This is a genomic window from Aminomonas paucivorans DSM 12260, from assembly GCF_000165795.1.
In the GTDB taxonomy this organism is placed as follows: Bacteria; Synergistota; Synergistia; order Synergistales; family Synergistaceae; genus Aminomonas; species Aminomonas paucivorans.
In genome coordinates this window covers 503,980-520,343 of the sequence record NZ_CM001022.1, presented here as the reverse complement: position 1 = coordinate 520,343, position 16,364 = coordinate 503,980, and the positions used below count along the sequence as shown (strand labels likewise).

Here is a 16,364-nt window from a genome sequence, read left to right as displayed (position 1 = left end):
GGACGGGGGGCTCCCTACCGGTCCAGGTAGCGGACCTTGGTGCTGGAGTAGAGGCTGCCGGGCTCCACGGGGACGATCCGGGGCAGGGCCCGGTCTCCGTTGCTCTCCCAGACCGCGGCGTACTCGGTGCTGCGCCTGGCCAGCTCCCGGGCCAGGCGGGGCGCTCCGTCCTCCGGGGCGGTGGCCCCGGGACGAAGTTCCGCCCGGATCTCCAGGACCGAGGACAGATCCTCCGTCTCGGCGCACCGAAGCTGGAAGGCCCCGGTAAAGGCTCCCGCCAGGACCGGGTCCGTCTCCAGGGCCCCCTGCACCTGCCCCACCAGGATGTTGGCGGCGAAGAAGGTGACCCCTCCGTCGATGCGGCCGTGCACCAGCACGAAGGGCAGCTCCCGGACCCGGTCGGTCCGGCACCCCCGCTCCTCCAGGACCCGCAGGGGGTCGACCCCCGCGTCGGCCAGCCGGGCCATCATCTCCCGGAAGGGGACCAGCTCCCCCCGGTCGCCGCTGCGATAGCGCACCAGGGGCACCGCCTGGTACTTGGAGGCCACCAGTTCCCCCTCCACCACCTCTAGGAGGTGCGCCGCCGGGTCGTACTGGCAGACCGAGGGAAGGTCCGGCACCCCCAGGACCTTTTCCGTCAGGTTCCCCTCGTACAGGGCCCGACGGATGGCGACGCAGAGGGGGGTCTCCTTCCCGGCGCTGCCGAAGTCCGTGGAGCCGTAGCCGGAGACCACGGAGGTGAGGTGCCCCTCCGGGTACCCCAGCAGGCGGTTCACGTGATCCCGGTACCGCTCCGAATACCCTTCCCCGGCGAGGCGCAGGCTCACCCGCAGCACCGACAGGTCCACTCCCCGATCCGAGGCCATCTCCAGGAGGCGCTTGGCGAAGGGAGGGTAGCTGTAGAGCACCGTCTGGGGAAAGCGAGGGCCGAACTCCTCCAGGATCTCCGCCGCCTCCTCCAGGTTGATCCCCGGGGTGGCCAGGGTGAGGTGTCCCTTCTGGATCCCCAGGGTGCGCAGCCCCCAGGTGGTGAGTTCCCCGCTGATCCAGGAGCCCAGGCCCAACACCACCAGGGCCAGGGCGGGGCGCAGGCTGATCTGGAGGTCCTCGTCCAGGTCCGTGTAGAGGTAGTCCGCCACGTAGCGTTCCTGTTCGGGCATCTGGGGCCAGTAGGTGGGTTTGCCGGTGCTGCCGGAGCTGCGGCAGAGGACGTGTTTGCCCTCCAGGGTGCCGTCCAGGCACAGGTCCTCCAGGGGGAAGGCCTTCACGTAGTCCTTCTTCGAGGTGAGGGGAAGGGCGGCAAAGTCCTCCCGGGAGACGACCTCCGGCACGGAGCCGAGGCGCTGGGTCAGGAAGCGTCGGTAGGCGGGAACCCTGGATGCGGCGATGCGGTAAAGCTCCTCGAAGGTCATGGACATCCCTCCCGTTCGGATGGCGAATGAGACGATCCTACCCGAAATCCGGGATTTTCGCCTCCCCGACCCTTTCTTGACGCGGGAAACGCCAGGGACCATGATGCGGGGGAGACGAAACAAAGGGGGAGGGAAGGGGATGGACTCCACGGGATCCCGCATCCGGGAGGCCCGCAAGGCTCGGGGCCTGGAACAGAAGGAGCTGGCGGAGCGGATGGGCATCTCCGCCGCCTTCCTGAGCCGCATCGAGCGGGGGGAGCGAGGCTGCTCCCTGGACCTGCTGCGCCGGGCCAGCGCCGTCCTGGGGTGTCCCCTGGCGGAGCTGGCGGAGGAGACGCCCCGGCCGGAGAGACAGGCCCTGGAGGACCTGTTGGACCTGGCGGTGCGGGAGCATCCGGAGGTGGCCCTCTATCTGCGCCATCTCTCCGGCAAGGCGGGGGACCTGACGGAGGAGGAGCGCCGCTTCCTGGCGGACCACCTGAAGCTGGCCCTGGGGCAGGCGGACGAGGCGCTGCGCCGCCACAGGCGGGAGGACGCCCTCTAGGGAGGGCCCATGACGCGCAGGGGAGCCCTGGCGGCGAGGCGGTTCTGGACGGGGGGCATCCTGACGGAGATCCCCGTGGACCTGAACGGGCTCTTCCGGTCCCTGGGGATTCGGGTGTACCTCCACGGCTCCGGGGGCGTGGACGCCGCCTGTTCCCGCCTCGCGGGGCGGGTGACCCTTTCCCTGAACGCCCAGATGCCCCCGCCCCGGAGGCGCTTTACCGCGGCCCACGAGCTGGGACATCTGGTGCTGGGACACGCCCCGGTCCTCCCGGGACGACCCCGGCTGGCCTGGCAGGAGCGGGAGGCGGACGACTTCGCCTCGGAGCTGCTCATGCCAGCCTGGGCCCTGCGTCGGGATTCCGCCCTCCTCCTGCCCCCCGGGCAGAGGGAGCTGGTCCTGGCCCGGCGCTTTCGGGTATCCCGGCAGGCCATGGGACTGCGCCTGGCTCGGCTGGGGTGCCTCCCCTCCCCGAAGACCGAGCCTCCCCCCGACCGCTCCGTGGAAGCCCTGTTCCCCTGACGGGGGGGCTACCCCCCCGCCACCCTGCACGCCGACCGATTCCCCAAGGAGGGATTCCCATGAAGGCAGGCAAACGCACCCTTCTGCTCCTCGCCCTGACCGCGGTCCTTTCGGCGGCCCCCGTCTGGGCCTGCACCACCCTGATCGTCACGGTGGGAGCCACCACCGACGGCTCCACCTTCGTGGGCCACTCGGACGACGACGATCTCTGCGACCAGCGCATCGTCTACGTCCCTGCGGCGGACCACCCCAAGGGGGCCAGGCGCCCGGTGTACGCCAGCGCCGTGGCCCTGGGAGAGTTTCCGAAGTTCCGGTGCTTCCTGACCCCCCGACTGGTGGACCCGGACCGGGCCCCCGCCTACGGCGGCCCGGCGGCCCTGCGCTCGGTGCCTCTGGGCTTCATCCCCCAGGTGCCCCACACCTACGCCTACTTCGACGGTTCCTACGGCATCATGAACGAACACCAGCTCATGTTCGGGGAGTGCACCGACGGGGTACGGCAGAACCTGGATCCGGAGCCGGGGAAGCGGATCTTCTACTCCTCCGAGCTGTCTCGTGTGGCCCTGGAGCGGTGCCGCACCGCCCGGGAGGCGGTGCGCCTCATGGGGAATCTGCTGGAGACCTACGGTTACTACGGCACCGGGGAGACCCTTCCCGTGGCGGACCCCCAGGAGGCCTGGGTGATGGAGATGGCTCCTTCCCCCGACGGGACCGGGGGGCTCTGGGTGGCCCGGCGGGTGCCCGACGGGGAGGTCTTCGTGGCGGCCAACGAGTTCCGCATCCGGGACGTGGACCCTAAGGACCCGGACCTGATGATCGGGTCGAAGCTCTTCGAGACGGCGAGGCGTCACGGCCTCTGGAAGCCCGAGGACGGCCCCTTGGACTGGCTGAAGGTCGCCAGCCTGGGGGAGTACAACCACCCCTACTACTCCCTCCGGCGGGTGTGGCGGGTCCTGGACCGGGTAGCTCCCTCCCGGGGCTTCTCTCCCTGGGTGGAGTGCGGCACCACCCGGGCCTACCCCTTCTCGGTGAAGCCGGACCGCAAGCTCTCCCTGCGGGACGTGGCGGCCCTCTTCCGGGACCACTACGAGGGCACCCCCTTCGACCTCACCGCGGGGGTCGGGGCGGGGCCCTTCGGCAACCCGGACCGGTTCTACGGCCCCTACGACGGGCAGGGGGACGTGGGGGACCCGAAGCGCAAGCTGGACGGGGCCTGGGAACGCCCCATCTCCGTGACCTACTGCGGCTACACCACCCTCTGCCAGGGACGGAGCTGGCTGCCCGACCCCATCGGGGGGGTGTGCTGGATCGGGCCGGACAAGCCCTCGGAGACCTGCTTCATCCCCTTCCACGTGGGGGTGCGGGACCTGCCCCCGTCCTTCCAGGTGGTGGACCCCCAGGTCTTCAACCGCAAGGCCGCCTGGTGGGCCTTCAACTTCACCGCCCACTGGGCGTGGCTTCGCTACGACCGGATCCACGCCGACATCGCCGCCAAGCGGGACGGCATGGAGGCCTCGTTCCTCCGCTCCCTGGAGGAACAGGACCGCAAGGCCCTGGCGCTGCACCGGACCTCCCCCGCCAAGGCCCGGGACTTCCTGACCCGGGCGGACCGGGCCCGGGCAGACAGGACCGTGGCGGACTGGTGGGCCTTCGCGGACCGGCTCATCGTGCGCTACAACGACGGCTTCCTCAACGAGCCGGGGAAGATGGCCCAGCCCCTGGGGTACCCCCGGAACTGGCTGGACGGGACGGAGTGGCGCTCCGGCCCCACCACCTACGCCCCCAAGCCCTGAGGGCAGAGCCCCGAATCCATCGGGACGGAACGGGAACCACCGCGGGGGAGGGACGTTCCTCCCCCGCGCATCATGAGGAGGTATGGACATGCGCTGCGACCGATGCACCGACCACCCCTGCTCCACCGGCAACCCCTGCGTCCCTTCGGACCCGGAGAAGGCCTACCTGGACCGGGAGGAGAGACGGATCCTCCAGGCGGCGGGGGAGGTGGAGTCCCGTTTCTACGGGGACCTGTGCCGCTTCGACGAGGTTGTGGAGTTCGCCCGGGTTCTGGGGGTCCACCACCTGGGGATCGCCTTCTGCGTGGGCCTGTTCCAGGAAGCCGTCTGGGCGGCGGAGATCCTGGAGAAGGAGTTCCGCCTCACCACGGTGTGCTGCAAGACCGGGGGCCTCCTGAAGGAGGACCTGGAGGTGCCCTCCAGCCAGAAGGTGGGGGCGGTGTCCTGCAACCCCGTCGAACAGGCCCGCATTCTGGAGGAGGCGGGGACGGAGCTGAACCTGATGATGGGGCTCTGCGTGGGGCACGACGCCCTGTTCCTTCGTCACTCCAAGGCCTGGACGGTGCCCCTGGTGGTGAAGGACCGGAGGCTGGGACACAACCCCGTGGCGGCCCTCACCTGCCCCTACATCCGGCGCAAGCTGGGACGGGAGGAAAGCCGTCCCTGAACTTCGGTTCCCCTCGTCTCCTCGGTTCTTCCTCCATGTGTTAGCATGGTGACGAACATCGGGGCACGGACCCCCTAGGGAGGGACGAGGGATGACGAGGGACCACGACTACAAGGACATCCTGGACCACCTGCTGAACGCGGTGTACACCACCGACGGCACCCGGACCATCACCTACTGGAACCACGCCGCGGAACAGCTCACGGGCTTTCGCGCCGAGGAGGTCCTGGGGCATCCCTGTTCCGAGGACATCCTGATGCACGTGGACGGGGAGGGGAACAGCCTCTGCCGCAACCTGTGCCCCCTGGCGGCCTCCATCGCCGACGGGAAGGTCCGGGAAACCCTGGTGTACCTGCACCACAAGGACGGACACCGGGTCCCGGTGCAGGTGCGCACCGCTCCCCTGCGGAACGGGGCGGGGGAAGTGGTGGGAGGGGTGGAGATCTTCGAGGACGCCACCAACCACATCACCCGGGAAGACCGACTCTCCATCCTGGAGCGGATGGCCTACCTGGACCCCCTCACCCAGACGGGAAATCGGCGCTACCTGGAGGACACCCTGAAGGACTGGACGGAGGAGTTTCAGGGAAACGGCTGGCCCTTCGGGGTGCTGTTCTTCGACATCGACCACTTCAAGAACGTCAACGACCGGTACGGACATGCCACGGGGGACCAGGTGCTGGCCATGGTAGCCCGGACGATCCAGGGAAATCTTCGGAACTGGGACGTGGTGGGACGATGGGGAGGAGAGGAGTTCCTGGTGCTCTGCAAGAACGTGGACGCCCCCACCCTCAAGGAGGTGGCGGAACGACTGCGCCTCCTGGTGGAGGCCTCCACCTGCCGGGGAGAGGACGGTTCGGACGTGCAGGTCACCGTCTCCTGCGGGGTCACCCTGGCGGAGTTCCAGGACTCCCCGGAACTGCTGGTCTCCCGGGCGGACAGGCTTCTGTACCGCAGCAAACAGGAGGGGCGGAACCGGGTCAGCTTCGGGTAGCCCCGGGGCTTCCGCTCTCCGGGGCGTACCGCAGAGGCTGGCTGGTCCCCTCCGCCAGATCGAACCAGAGCAGGGTTCCCCGCAAGGGAGTCCCGACTCCCGTCAGGAGCTTCACCGCCTCCGCCGCCTGCACCGCCGCGGCCAGGGCGGGGGTGAAGGGGGGGTTGCCCGTCCGCAGTTCCACCCCCCGGTCGGGACCGTCCCCCCAGAGATCCCAGAGGGAGGGCTCCCCGGGACGGAACACCGCCACCTGGGCCCAGAACCCCCCGATGGCCCCGTGGACGAAGGGGATCCCCCGCCGCCCGCAGGCCCGATGCAGGACCCTGCGGGCGGTCTGGTTGTCCAGGCCGTCCACCGCCAGATCGCAGCCCTCCAGGAAGGCATCGGCTCCCGCCTCGTCCACGTAGGCCTCCAGGACCCGGACCTCCACCGCCCCGTTGACCCGCCCCACCCGCTCCGCCGCCACCCGGACCTTGGGGCGCCCCAGGTCCGCCTCGGTGCAGCAGAGCTGCCGGTTCAGGTTGCTCTCCCCGAAGACATCCCCGTCCGCCAGGACGAGCCGCCCCACCCCCGCCCGAGCCAGCAGCTCCGCCAGGTAACCCCCCAGGCCGCCGCACCCCGCCACGGCCACGGCGGACCGAAGCAGGCGAAGCTGCCCCTCCCGCCCCAGGGTCCCCAGGTTCCGCTCGTACCGGGCGGGGCAGGCCCCCGCCTCCAGGACCCGGATCTCCGCCTCCCGAGGCGACACCCCCCAGCACCGAGCCGCTTCCCGCACCGCCCCCAGGGGGACCAGGACCACCCCGTCCCGCTCTTCCCCCCGGGCCCACAGATCCCGCATCTCCATGCTCCGCCCTCCTCCGGCACGTCTCCCCCCGGCGCGGGCCCCCTCCCGAAGGCCGGGGGTCCTTGACAACCCCTTCCCGGGAGCCCGAAGATCGATCCGCCGAAACCGGCTCCACCCTACCAGCGCCTTTCGGCCGCCGCAAGGCGATCCCCCTCGACGGGAGCGACCCCACCGTGACCGAAACCCCCTGTCTCCTTCTGGCCAGCGGCGGCGTGGACAGCTGCGCCGCGGCGGTGCTTCTCCGTCGGGAGGGCTACCTCCCCACCCTGGTGACCCTGCTGCTCCTCCCGGGGGACACCCCGGAAGGTCCCGGACCGGGACGCGCCCGAAGGGCGGCGGAGAGGCTGGACCTTCCCCATCGGATCCTGGACCTGCGGGAGCCCTTCGCCCGGGAGGTGGTGGCTCCCTTTCGGGAGGCCTACCTCCGGGGACGCACCCCCAATCCCTGCGCGGACTGCAACGGGCGCATCAAGTTCCGTGCCGCCCTAGCGGCCGCAGAGACGCTCCTGGGAGCGGACGTCCCCGTGGCCACGGGGCACTACGCCCGCATCCTCCGGGAGGGGGGACGGGCCACCCTGGCCCGGGGGCGGGACGGCAAGCGGGACCAGAGCTACTTCCTGGCGGGGCTCCCCTCGTCCCTGCTTTCCCGGCTGCTCTTCCCCCTGGGGGACCTGTCCAAGGAGGATGCCCGCCGCCTGGCCCGGGAGGCGGGGCTGGAGGCGGCGGAGACTCCCGACAGCATGGAGCTCTGCTTCGTCCCGGGGGGAGACTACCGGAAGCTCCTGGGTCCGGAGGCGTTTCGGGAAGGCCCCGTGGTGGACCCGTCGGGACGGGTCCTGGGGACCCACGAAGGGGTGGGGAACTTCACCCGGGGACAGCGGAAGGGGTTGGGGGTCTCCTCACCGGAGCCCCTGTACGTGCGGGAGGTCGACGGGGGGAGGAACAGGGTGACGGTGGACCGGAGGGAGGCCCTTCTGACGCATCTGGTCCGGGGAGGGGGCGTGAACGTCCTGATCCCGGAGGCCCTGAGGGGAAAGACGAAGCTCTTCGGCAAGGTGCGCTCCCAGGGCGAGCCCGGCCCCTGTTCCCTGGAGTCCTGGGACGGGGCCTTCCTGACGGTGCGCTTCCATCAGCCCCAATTCGCCCCCGCGCCGGGGCAAAGGCTCGTGCTCTACGACGGACAGGGTCGGGTCGTGGCGGGCAGCACCCTGGAACTTCTGATGCCCCTATGAAAGGATCGCCCATGCTGCCTCAGAGGACGGGAGCTCGGAGGTTGAGCTTCTGCTGAAGCGCCTCCTGGAGGATCGCAGAGACGTTGACATCGTCGCGTTTTTTCAGTTCCTCTTCCATCCAGGCCGGAATGGTGAGGGTCTTTTTGACAGCCTTCCGGCTCCAGGCTCGCCTGACCGGGGGCATATCCGCCACCACAAGCTGCACGAGTCCTCCTTCCGGCGCAGCAAGCCTCCCCAGGGGAGTCGGCGGGGGGATGAGGTCTTTCTGGACTTCCCGGAAGTACAGGCAGTCCTCCAGGACTCCCTCCGCCTCCAGGATGGCCTCCTCCAGGCTTTCCGCTGCGGTGAAGCAGTTTTCCAGATCCGGGAAAACCACCTCCCACCCGCTTCCGTCGGTGGTGAAGACCGCAGGATAGGCATAACGCTCCGGTCGCTTCACCGCGCCACCTCCCTTTCGGGCACCCTCCGGCGAGGCCTTCGCTGCCTCTAGTCGGTGATCCCCAGTCGTTTCTTGATCGATTCAAGAATGCCTTTCTTGATCGTTCGGGGAATCGGGAAGGGCCTTTCCCCTTCCTTCATCGCAAGCACATGGCTGCCTTTCCCGCGAGTTTCGTTGACGGACCATCCTCGGGCAAGGGCCATCCGGATGAGTTCCTTCTGGGTGAACTGCCTGCCCATAGCTCGCTCCCCCTCCGATCCCCAAAGGATAGCACCCAACGCAGGGCGTGCCAATACGTGTCAAAAGGAGGTCACAAGTCCCCCTGGCGGGACAGGAAGGCCCGGACCTCCTCCGGCGGCAGGGGGCGGCTGTACCAGTACCCCTGGATCACGTCGCACTCCGCCTCGTCCGCAAAGGCCCGATGCTCCTCCGTCTCCACCCCCTCCGCCACCACCTCCAGCCCCAGGTCGTGGCCCAGGCGCACCATGGCCCGGGTGATGACCCGGTTGCCCTCCCGGCGGGAGTCCACGATGAAGGAGCGGTCGATCTTCAGGGTGTCCAGGGGGAGGCGGCGCAGGTAGGTAAGGGAGGAATAGCCCATGCCGAAGTCGTCCAGGGCCACCCGGACCCCCTTCTCCCGAAGGTGCCTCAGGGTCTCCGACACCCGGTCGAAGGACTCCATGAGGGTGGTCTCGGTGATTTCCACCTCCAGCAGGGAGGGAGCCAACCCCGTCTCCTCCAGGACCCGGAGGGTGGTCTCGGCGAAGTCCTCCTGGAGAAGCTGCCGGGCGGACACGTTCACCGCCACCCGCAGGGACGGCAGCCCCTGGGCCTCCAGCCCGGCGGCGAAGCGGCAGGCCTCCCGAAGCACCAGGGCCCCCAGGGGGACGATGAGGCCGGAGCGCTCCGCCACGGGGATGAAGCGCCCGGGGGAGATCTGACCCAGGGTGGGGGAATGCCACCGCGCCAGGGCTTCCAGGGCCTCCACACGGCCGCTGGACACCCCCACCTGGGGCTGGAAGAACACCTCCAGTTCCCCCGCCTCCAGGGCATCCCGCAGGTGGTTCTCCAGCTCCCGGGATTTGACCACCTCCTCCTGCAGGGCGGCGTCGTAGAACCGGAAGCTCCGCTTCCCCTCCCGCTTGGCCTTGTGCAGGGCCATGTCCGCCTGAGCCAGCAGGGCCTCGGGGTAGAGGCCGTCCTCGGGGAAACACGCCACCCCCAGGGTGGCGGAGAGGAACTGCCGCACCCCTCCCTGCTCGAAGGGGGCCTCGAACAGCCCCAGAAGCTCGTTGGCCAGGATGTCCACATCCCGACAGCCCTCGCCGGGGGCGGACAGGACGAGGAACTCGTCCCCCCCCAGTCGGGCGGCCAGGCGGTCCGGCCCCAGAACGGTGCGGATCCGCGCCGCCACCTCCACCAGGAACTGGTCCCCCAGGGCATGTCCCAGGGAATCGTTCACCAGCTTGAAGTCGTCCAGGTCCAGGAAGAGCAGCGCTCCTCCCTCCCCCCCATCCCGGACGGCGGCCAGGCGCTCCTCCAGGTGGGCGTTGAAGAGTCGCAGGTTGGGCAGATCGGTGAGGGCGTCGTAGAAGGCCATGCGTTCGATCTGCTGGGCCTGTACCTTCTCCTCCGTCACGTCCAGGCTCACCCCCAGGATGCCCCGGACCTTCCCCTCCCTCCAGATGGGAGCGATGACCTTGTACAGGCAGATCTCCCGCCCCTCCCGGATCTCCATCTCCTCCCTCTGGATGACGTCTCCCGCCAGGACCTTTCGGTTGGTCTCCCGCCAGAGGCGACGGGTCTCCTCCGACAGGCCCCGGTGTTCCTCCACTGCCTCGCCCAGCAGGTTTCCCTGCCCTTTCCGAGCCAGGGGGTTCTGGAGGAGCATCCTGCCTTTCGCGTCCCGGACCCACAGCTCAAAGGGGGCGTTTGCGAAGAGAGCCTCTAGAAGAGACTGCTGTTCCTGAAGGCGGGCCTGGGCCTCCTCCCGCTCCGAAAGGTCCCGGAAGAGGCTCATGACCGTCCCGTCGGAGAGAAGTTTGCTGCGCATCTCCACCCGAAGGGGGGCCCCCCAGGGGCGCAGAAGCCGCCGCTCCCGGGTGACCACCCCGCCTCGCAGCACCTCCTCGTACACCAGGGGGGTCGTGATCAGGTCGTCCGGGTGGAACAGCTCCTCCACCGGGCGGGAAAGGAGGTCCTCCGGAGAGGCCCCCATCAGCTCGCAGAATCGGCGGTTCGTCCTCACCACCCGAGAGTCCCCATCCAGCTCCAGAAAACCGTCGGGGGCCTCCTCCACCAGGATGCGCAGCCGCTCCTCGTCCTGGAGAAGCTGGGCCCCTGTCTCCCGGAGGCGTCGGTCCATGTCCAGAAAGGCGGACAGGAGAAGCCAGGACTCGGAACCCTCTCGAAAACCCTCCAAAGACAGGGTGGGGGGCTTTTGAGGGTCTCGGGCAAGGCCGCGCATGGCCTCCAGAAGGACGGAATAGCTTTTCAGAAGGGGGGAGAGGATGCGGAGGCTGATGAAGAGGCCCAGGATCAGGATGAAGGACCCCGTCAGGGCCACGCCCCGCAGGTGAGCCCTCAGTGCCCTGTCCAGATCCAGGACGTAGGCCCCGGTGCCCAGGACACACCGGATCTCCGGCAACGACGCCACGTAGGAGACTTTTTCCTGAGGTTCCGAGGAAAAAGGAGGCGGGTAAAGGTAGCGGACGATCCCTTCCCCTCGGGTGCGGGCGATTCGGACAAGCTCCTGCTCCAAGGGCAGTCCCTGGGGATAGGTGAAATCCGCCTGTTTCGTCCCCTCCCTTTGGGGAAGGTAGGGGTTCACCCACAGGGTTCCGTCGTAATCCAGGAGGAAAAAGTAGTTGGGACCGTGGACGTCCCGGTAGATCATCTGCCTGACCACCCGCACCACCAGCCGCCGCCCTTCCTCCCGGGACAGCTCCCCATCACGGACCCGGGACAGGATGGGGCGCAGGGAGGCCCGAGCAACCTCTACCAAGCGCCGCACATCCTGGCGGCGCTCCTCCAGGGCGTTCACCCGGGCCTCCGCGGCCAGGATGTACAGGAAGAAGCCGAAGGCGGCGAAGAGCACCCCCAGAGAGAGGGCGAGACGGAACCAGGTTCGATCCAGAAAGGCGAAACGTTCTCTCATGGGCACCTCTAGAAATCCGTCCTTCAGGGCTGAAAGAACCACAACAAGGGTAGTACACTGAACCAACGGGGAGCCGCTCGTGGTTCCGCCCAAGACCCACCAGGAGAGGCGGTTTGAGAGGATGCGCCAGGGGAAATTGTTCTTCGAAGAGATGGCCTACCAACGACTGGACAAGGGCAAGGATCCCTTGGTGACCCTTGCGGAGACGGTGGACTGGCGCATCTTCGAGGAACCCCTTCGGGCCTTCCGGGAGAGTCTGCGTACCACCGGCTCCCCTGCGGGTCGCAAGCCCTTCGACCCCCTGCTGATGTTCAAGATTCTGGTGCTTGGGTCTTTGTACAACCTGTCGGATGACGCCATGGAATACCAGATCCGGGATCGTCTCTCCTTTCAGCGCTTCTGCGGTCTTTCCCTGGAGGACCGGGTCCCCGATGCCAAGACGCTGTGGCTGTTTCGGGAACAGCTGACCCAGGCGGGTCTGGTGGAATTCCTCTTCGCCCGGTTCGATGAAGCCCTTCGCCAGATGGGGCTGGAGGCCCGGAAGGGACAGATCGTGGATGCCTCTCTTGTCAGCGTCCCCATCCAGAGGAACAGCCGGGAGGAGAACCGACAGATCCGAGAAGGCAACCCGCCCCAGGAATGGAGCGAAACCAAGTCTCGCCAGAAGGACACCGAAGCGAGATGGACCGTGAAGAACGGCAAGAGCACCTTCGGGTACAAGAACCACATCGAGGCGGACGTCTCCTGCAAACTCATCCGGCGCTATGCCGTCACCCCCGCCTCGGTGCACGACAGCCAGGTTTTCAAGGAACTACTGGATCTCGGGAACACCAGCAAAGACGTCTGGGCAGACTCGGCTTATCGTTCCGCTTCCCACCTGGAGTACCTGCGCCAGGTGGGGTACCGGGAGCACATCCAGAGGAAGGGGACCTCGGGACACCCCCTGACCAGATGGGAGAAACAGGGCAACCGGACTCGATCTCGCATTCGCAGCCGGGTGGAACACATCTTTGCGGCCCAGAAACAGCAGGCGGGGACCCTCTTGCTGCGTAGCATCGGCCTGGCTCGAGCAAAGGCCCGCATCGGCCTTCGCAACCTGGTCTACAACCTCCAGCGCTTCACCTACCTGGTGACGCAGGTCTACGTATGGGCCTGAGGGGCAAGAGTGGCCCCTGATCCCTGGGAAAAGCCCCCCAGGGGGAGAGACAAACCCCGGCAGGGCCTCAAAAGGGGTACACCTCGTCTGATGTACGCAAAAGCCGTTCGAAAAGAGGGTTTTGTAGAGGTTCCCTCATGAGCCCCCCCGATTCGGGAACGTCAAAGCGTGCCCCCTTGGTTTTCACGGCACCACTCCCCGCTGCAGGGCGGCATCCTTCCGTCGGGTCGATTTCATTGTACTCCACCGGAACGGGCCCAGAAAACTGACCCCGTCTCCACCTCCAGGAGGGTTCGAGAGGAAAAGACGAGGGATCCGCGGGACAAAAAAGACCGGCTGAACCGGAGGCCCCGTCAGAAATTCATTCGGTCCCGCAGGGCCAGGAGGTCGCTTAAGACCCCGTAGGCCGTGGGGACCAGGGAGGTCCCCCCTTCCTCCACCACACGGATGGTGTGGAGCAGGTCCGTGCGCAGGGTCAGGGCCGCCCCCGCCCCGGACACGGAGGCGTAGAAGTGGTCCAGGGGCAGTTCCTCCAGGGCGGAGCGCCCCTTGAGGACCCCCTCCTCATCTCGCCAGGCCCGGCAAAGCATCTTGAAGCGCCGCCCTCGGGTCCGGGCGGAGGCCACCGTCTCCGGGGTGAGGTGGCTCATGCCGACCCGCTCCACCTGATCCGGCGTCAGCTCCCCTCCCATGAGGCCGTTGGCCAGGGCGGACACCTTCACCGCCCCGTCCCACCCTTCCAGATCGTGGCTCGGGTCCGCCTCGGCGATCCCCGCCTCCTGGGCGACCCGCACCGCCGCCTCCAGGGAAAGCCCCTCCTCCAGCCCCGCCAGCACCCAGTTGGAGGTGGAGTTGAGGATCCCCTCGATCTCCAGGACCCGACAGCCCTGCATGCACCGCTCCGCCAGGTTGAACACCGGCACCCCGTCCATCACCGTGGTCTCCTTGAGGAAGGCCGCCCCCTTCTCCTCCGCCAGGGCGCAGAGTTCCTCGTGGGCCCACGCCACGGGGCCCTTGTTGGCGGTCACGGCGTGACGACCCCGGCTCAGGGCGGCCCGGACGTGGGAGATGGCGGGCTCTCCCCGGGCGGCCACGTTCAGGGGGGAGATCTCCACCAGGACGTGGTAGTCCAGGGTCCGGGCGGCGGTCAGGCCGTCCAGATCCGTCCGGTCGGGGTGGTCCGGGGCGAAGCGACCCCGGGTCTTCAGTTCCTCCAGAGCCCGGGGCAGGTCCACCCCCGAGGGGTTCGCCAGGCAGCCCCGGGTGCGGGTGATCAGCCCCACCGTCGCCAGGTCCAGATCCGCCACCCCGGGGTAGCGTTTCGGATCCTGCAGGATCTCCCCGGCGGTTCGCCCCACGTTGCCGAACCCCACGAAGAGGACCCGCAGGGGGTGCCCCTCTCCCCGGTAGCCCACCCGAGACATCTACCGGCCCTCCAGGGCGTCCGAAGCCGCGGCGGCCAGGCCCGCCAGGCCCCCCGCCAGCTCCTCCGGCTTCGGCCAGCCGTAGCCCACCCGCATGTAGCGCCGGGGCTGTTCGAACCAGTGGCCGGGGCCCACGAAGACCCCGTAGCGTTCGTTCAGCACCCGGTAGAACCGGTCCGGGTCCACGTCCTCCCGAAGCCGGGGGAAACACACCACCCCGCCCTGGGGGGGAACCCACTGGAAAAGATCCTGCTCCTCCATCCAACCCTTCACGGTGTCGAAGGCCAGGGCGATGCGGGCCCGGATGTCCGGCAGCCAGGCGGCGCGGCGCAGCAGGGCTCGATAGGCCAGCTCCTCGTCCACCACGCTGCCGCAGATTCCCATCTGTTCCTTCGCCGCCAGAAGCAGGTCGTACAGCTCCGGGTCGCCGCAGCAGATCCAGCCCACCCGGATGCCCGGGATGCCGTAGGTCTTGGAAAGGGAGGAGACGCTCACCGCCCGGGAGGAAAGGGACGCCGCCACGGGCAGGGGGCCGCCGAAGCGCATCTCCCGGTAGGTCTCGTCGAAGAGGAGGCGGCACCCCCGGGCCTCCGCCAGGTCCAGCACCTCCCGCAGCTCCTCCTCGGAGAGGGAGGTCCCCGTGGGGTTGTGGGGACAGGTGAGGCTCACCAGCCTGGTGTTCGGCCGGACCAGGGAGGCCAGGCGCCCCGGGTCCACCCGGAAGCCCTCCTCGAAGGCCAGGTCCAGGAAGGTGATGGCGCACCCGATGGCCCGGGGGGTCTCGATGTTGGTGGCGTAGTTGGGCCGGAGCACCACCAGGTGGTCCTCCCGCTCCAGCAGCGCCGTGGCCAGCAGGAACAGGGCCCCCGCGGCCCCGGGGGTCACCAGAACCTGGTCCGCCGTCACGCCGGACAGGGAGGCGATCTCCTCCCGAAGCCCCGGGTGCCCCCGATGGTCCCCGTAGGCCAGAAGCAGCCGCTGGAAATCCTGAAGATCCACCCCCAGGTCGCTCAAGGGCCGGTCCCGCAGGGAACTCTCGGTGAGGTTGAACCGGATTCGGTCGTACCCGTACTGTTCCGGGGACTCCGCTTCGATGGGCATGCGCACGTATTTCACCAAACCGCCTCCTTGTGGGGCCCGGCCTGTTCGAGGCCGTCTAGTTCCGGGGAGAACGCCACCGCCGCGCCAGCATCAGGAGCCCCGGCACGATGAGGAACAGGGGCCACCACCTGTCGAAGAGGGACCCCAGGGGGGGAAGCAGTCCGTGGTTGGACAGCAGGAAGAGCACCCCCAGCACCACCAGCACGATCCCTCCCGTGAGGGGATTGCGGTTTCTCATGGATCGGTTCGTCTCCTTTCTAACCTGGTCCCCGAAGGAGGTTATTCCTTCGGGAACTCCCCCAGCCGCCGGACCAGGGTCCCCGGGGGCAGGGCGCCGACGCCCCGGACCGCCCGGAAGATCCCCTCCAGGTACACGGAGCTGGAGAAGTCCGTCACGGAGATCCTCAGGATCTCGTCCTGCCGCCCCAGGGTGACCTCATGCTCCGAATAGGGGCCGGGGTAGGGCATCCGCTGGGAAAGCACGGGGACGCCGAAGGCGTTTCCCCCCAACACCCCGGGAAGCACCTCCCGGCTCGCCACCTCCCCGGAGGAGCCTCCGGGCACGGAGGAGGCCAGGAGCCCCGCGGTGCCGCTGGGGGCGTTGGCCATGGAGGCGGGATGGCGCTCCAGGACGGACACGTAGGGGTAGTGCTCCCCCACGGCGGCCAGGAAGTCCATCACCAGATTGATCCCCAGGCCGAAGTTGGAGATCAGGGCCAGGCGCAGCCCCCGGTCCCGCACCCGGTCCCGAACCCGGCGGATTTCCTCCTCCGGCAGCCCCGTGGTGCCCACCACCGCGTCCAGCCCCAGCTCCGCGTACAGCTCCAGGTGGTCCCGCAGCACCACCGCGGAGGTGAAGTCCACCACCACGTCGGGGGAAGAAGCCGCCAGCCCCACCCGCAGGTCCGAGACGGCCATCAGGCCCAGGGGGTCGGTTCCCGCCAGGACGCCCAGGTCCTGCCCCCCCTCCAGACAGAAACCTCCCGCCAGTTCCACGTCCCGTCGGAGGATCGCTTCCCGCACCACCAGGCGCCCCACGTTTCCCGAGGCACCGGAGACGAACAGCCGGATCATGTCCC

16 protein-coding genes are annotated in these 16,364 nt (G+C 68.6%); 7 read left to right on the top strand and 9 right to left on the bottom strand.

The annotated features are described in order from the left end of the window. Positions 1-14 precede the first annotated feature (14 nt). On the bottom strand, positions 15-1,412 hold the full coding sequence (locus tag APAU_RS02280) for a phenylacetate--CoA ligase family protein (RefSeq protein ID WP_006300048.1): 1,398 nt from the start codon (positions 1,410-1,412) through the stop codon (positions 15-17). Between the two features lie 139 nt (positions 1,413-1,551). On the opposite strand from APAU_RS02280, the gene APAU_RS12425 reads away from it, so the two are divergent. The 5 genes from APAU_RS12425 (at position 1,552) to APAU_RS02255 (ending at position 5,932) form a co-directional block, all read left to right on the top strand. Further along, a complete protein-coding gene (locus APAU_RS12425) occupies positions 1,552-1,956 on the top strand; it encodes a helix-turn-helix domain-containing protein (RefSeq protein WP_006300047.1) in 405 nt (134 codons plus the stop codon). 9 nt (positions 1,957-1,965) lie between these two features. Then, positions 1,966-2,478, top strand: a complete 513-nt coding sequence (locus APAU_RS02270) for an ImmA/IrrE family metallo-endopeptidase (RefSeq protein WP_006300046.1) — start codon at positions 1,966-1,968, stop codon at positions 2,476-2,478. 59 nt (positions 2,479-2,537) lie between these two features. Further along, positions 2,538-4,271 carry a dipeptidase gene (locus APAU_RS02265; RefSeq protein WP_006300045.1) on the top strand — a complete coding sequence of 578 codons (1,734 nt, stop codon included), beginning with the start codon at positions 2,538-2,540 and terminating at the stop codon, positions 4,269-4,271. An 88-nt stretch (positions 4,272-4,359) separates the two neighbouring features. After that, positions 4,360-4,938: a DUF1847 domain-containing protein gene (locus tag APAU_RS02260; protein ID WP_006300044.1), complete on the top strand. Its 579-nt coding sequence runs from the start codon at positions 4,360-4,362 to the stop codon at positions 4,936-4,938. Positions 4,939-5,029: 91 nt separating this feature from the next. Continuing rightward, on the top strand, positions 5,030-5,932 hold the full coding sequence (locus APAU_RS02255; RefSeq protein WP_006300043.1) for a sensor domain-containing diguanylate cyclase: 903 nt from the start codon (positions 5,030-5,032) through the stop codon (positions 5,930-5,932). Here the strand turns inward: APAU_RS02255 and APAU_RS02250 are convergent. Continuing rightward, positions 5,919-6,776 carry a HesA/MoeB/ThiF family protein gene (locus tag APAU_RS02250; protein WP_006300042.1) on the bottom strand — a complete coding sequence of 286 codons (858 nt, stop codon included), beginning with the start codon at positions 6,774-6,776 and terminating at the stop codon, positions 5,919-5,921. The two genes, APAU_RS02255 and APAU_RS02250, sit on opposite strands and share 14 nt — an antisense overlap. Before the next feature lie 173 nt (positions 6,777-6,949). Here APAU_RS02250 and mnmA point away from each other — a divergent pair, with 173 nt between their 5' ends. Then, complete coding sequence (mnmA, locus tag APAU_RS02245) at positions 6,950-8,008, top strand: tRNA 2-thiouridine(34) synthase MnmA (protein ID WP_006300041.1); 1,059 nt, start codon at positions 6,950-6,952, stop codon at positions 8,006-8,008. 19 nt (positions 8,009-8,027) lie between these two features. On the opposite strand, the gene APAU_RS02240 is transcribed toward mnmA, so the two are convergent. From APAU_RS02240 to APAU_RS12420, 3 genes are all read right to left on the bottom strand, one after another. After that, positions 8,028-8,447: a type II toxin-antitoxin system HicB family antitoxin gene (locus APAU_RS02240; protein ID WP_006300040.1), complete on the bottom strand. Its 420-nt coding sequence runs from the start codon at positions 8,445-8,447 to the stop codon at positions 8,028-8,030. 47 nt (positions 8,448-8,494) lie between these two features. Then, a complete protein-coding gene (locus APAU_RS02235; protein ID WP_006300039.1) occupies positions 8,495-8,686 on the bottom strand; it encodes a type II toxin-antitoxin system HicA family toxin in 192 nt (63 codons plus the stop codon). Between the two features lie 71 nt (positions 8,687-8,757). Continuing rightward, on the bottom strand, positions 8,758-11,604 hold the full coding sequence (locus APAU_RS12420) for an EAL domain-containing protein (protein ID WP_006300038.1): 2,847 nt from the start codon (positions 11,602-11,604) through the stop codon (positions 8,758-8,760). Positions 11,605-11,725: 121 nt separating this feature from the next. Between APAU_RS12420 and APAU_RS02225 the strand changes: the two genes are divergently transcribed. Beyond that, positions 11,726-12,760, top strand: a complete 1,035-nt coding sequence (locus tag APAU_RS02225; RefSeq protein WP_006300037.1) for an IS5 family transposase — start codon at positions 11,726-11,728, stop codon at positions 12,758-12,760. A gap of 353 nt (positions 12,761-13,113) precedes the next feature. Here APAU_RS02225 and APAU_RS02220 read toward each other — a convergent pair whose 3' ends face one another. From APAU_RS02220 to APAU_RS02205, 4 genes are read right to left on the bottom strand one after another with little or no spacing between them, the layout of a single operon-like run. Continuing rightward, entirely contained in the window at positions 13,114-14,184 is a 1,071-nt protein-coding gene (locus APAU_RS02220) for a homoserine dehydrogenase (RefSeq protein WP_006300036.1), read from the bottom strand. Continuing rightward, positions 14,185-15,300, bottom strand: coding sequence for a pyridoxal phosphate-dependent aminotransferase (locus APAU_RS02215; RefSeq protein WP_006300035.1), 1,116 nt, complete (start codon positions 15,298-15,300; stop codon positions 14,185-14,187). A 40-nt stretch (positions 15,301-15,340) separates the two neighbouring features. Beyond that, a complete protein-coding gene (locus APAU_RS02210) occupies positions 15,341-15,523 on the bottom strand; it encodes a LiaI-LiaF-like domain-containing protein (RefSeq protein WP_006300034.1) in 183 nt (60 codons plus the stop codon). Positions 15,524-15,564: 41 nt separating this feature from the next. Then, positions 15,565-16,359 (bottom strand): 4-hydroxy-tetrahydrodipicolinate reductase, encoded by a 795-nt coding sequence (locus APAU_RS02205; RefSeq protein WP_006300033.1) that lies wholly within the window; start codon positions 16,357-16,359, stop codon positions 15,565-15,567. Positions 16,360-16,364 lie beyond the last annotated feature (5 nt).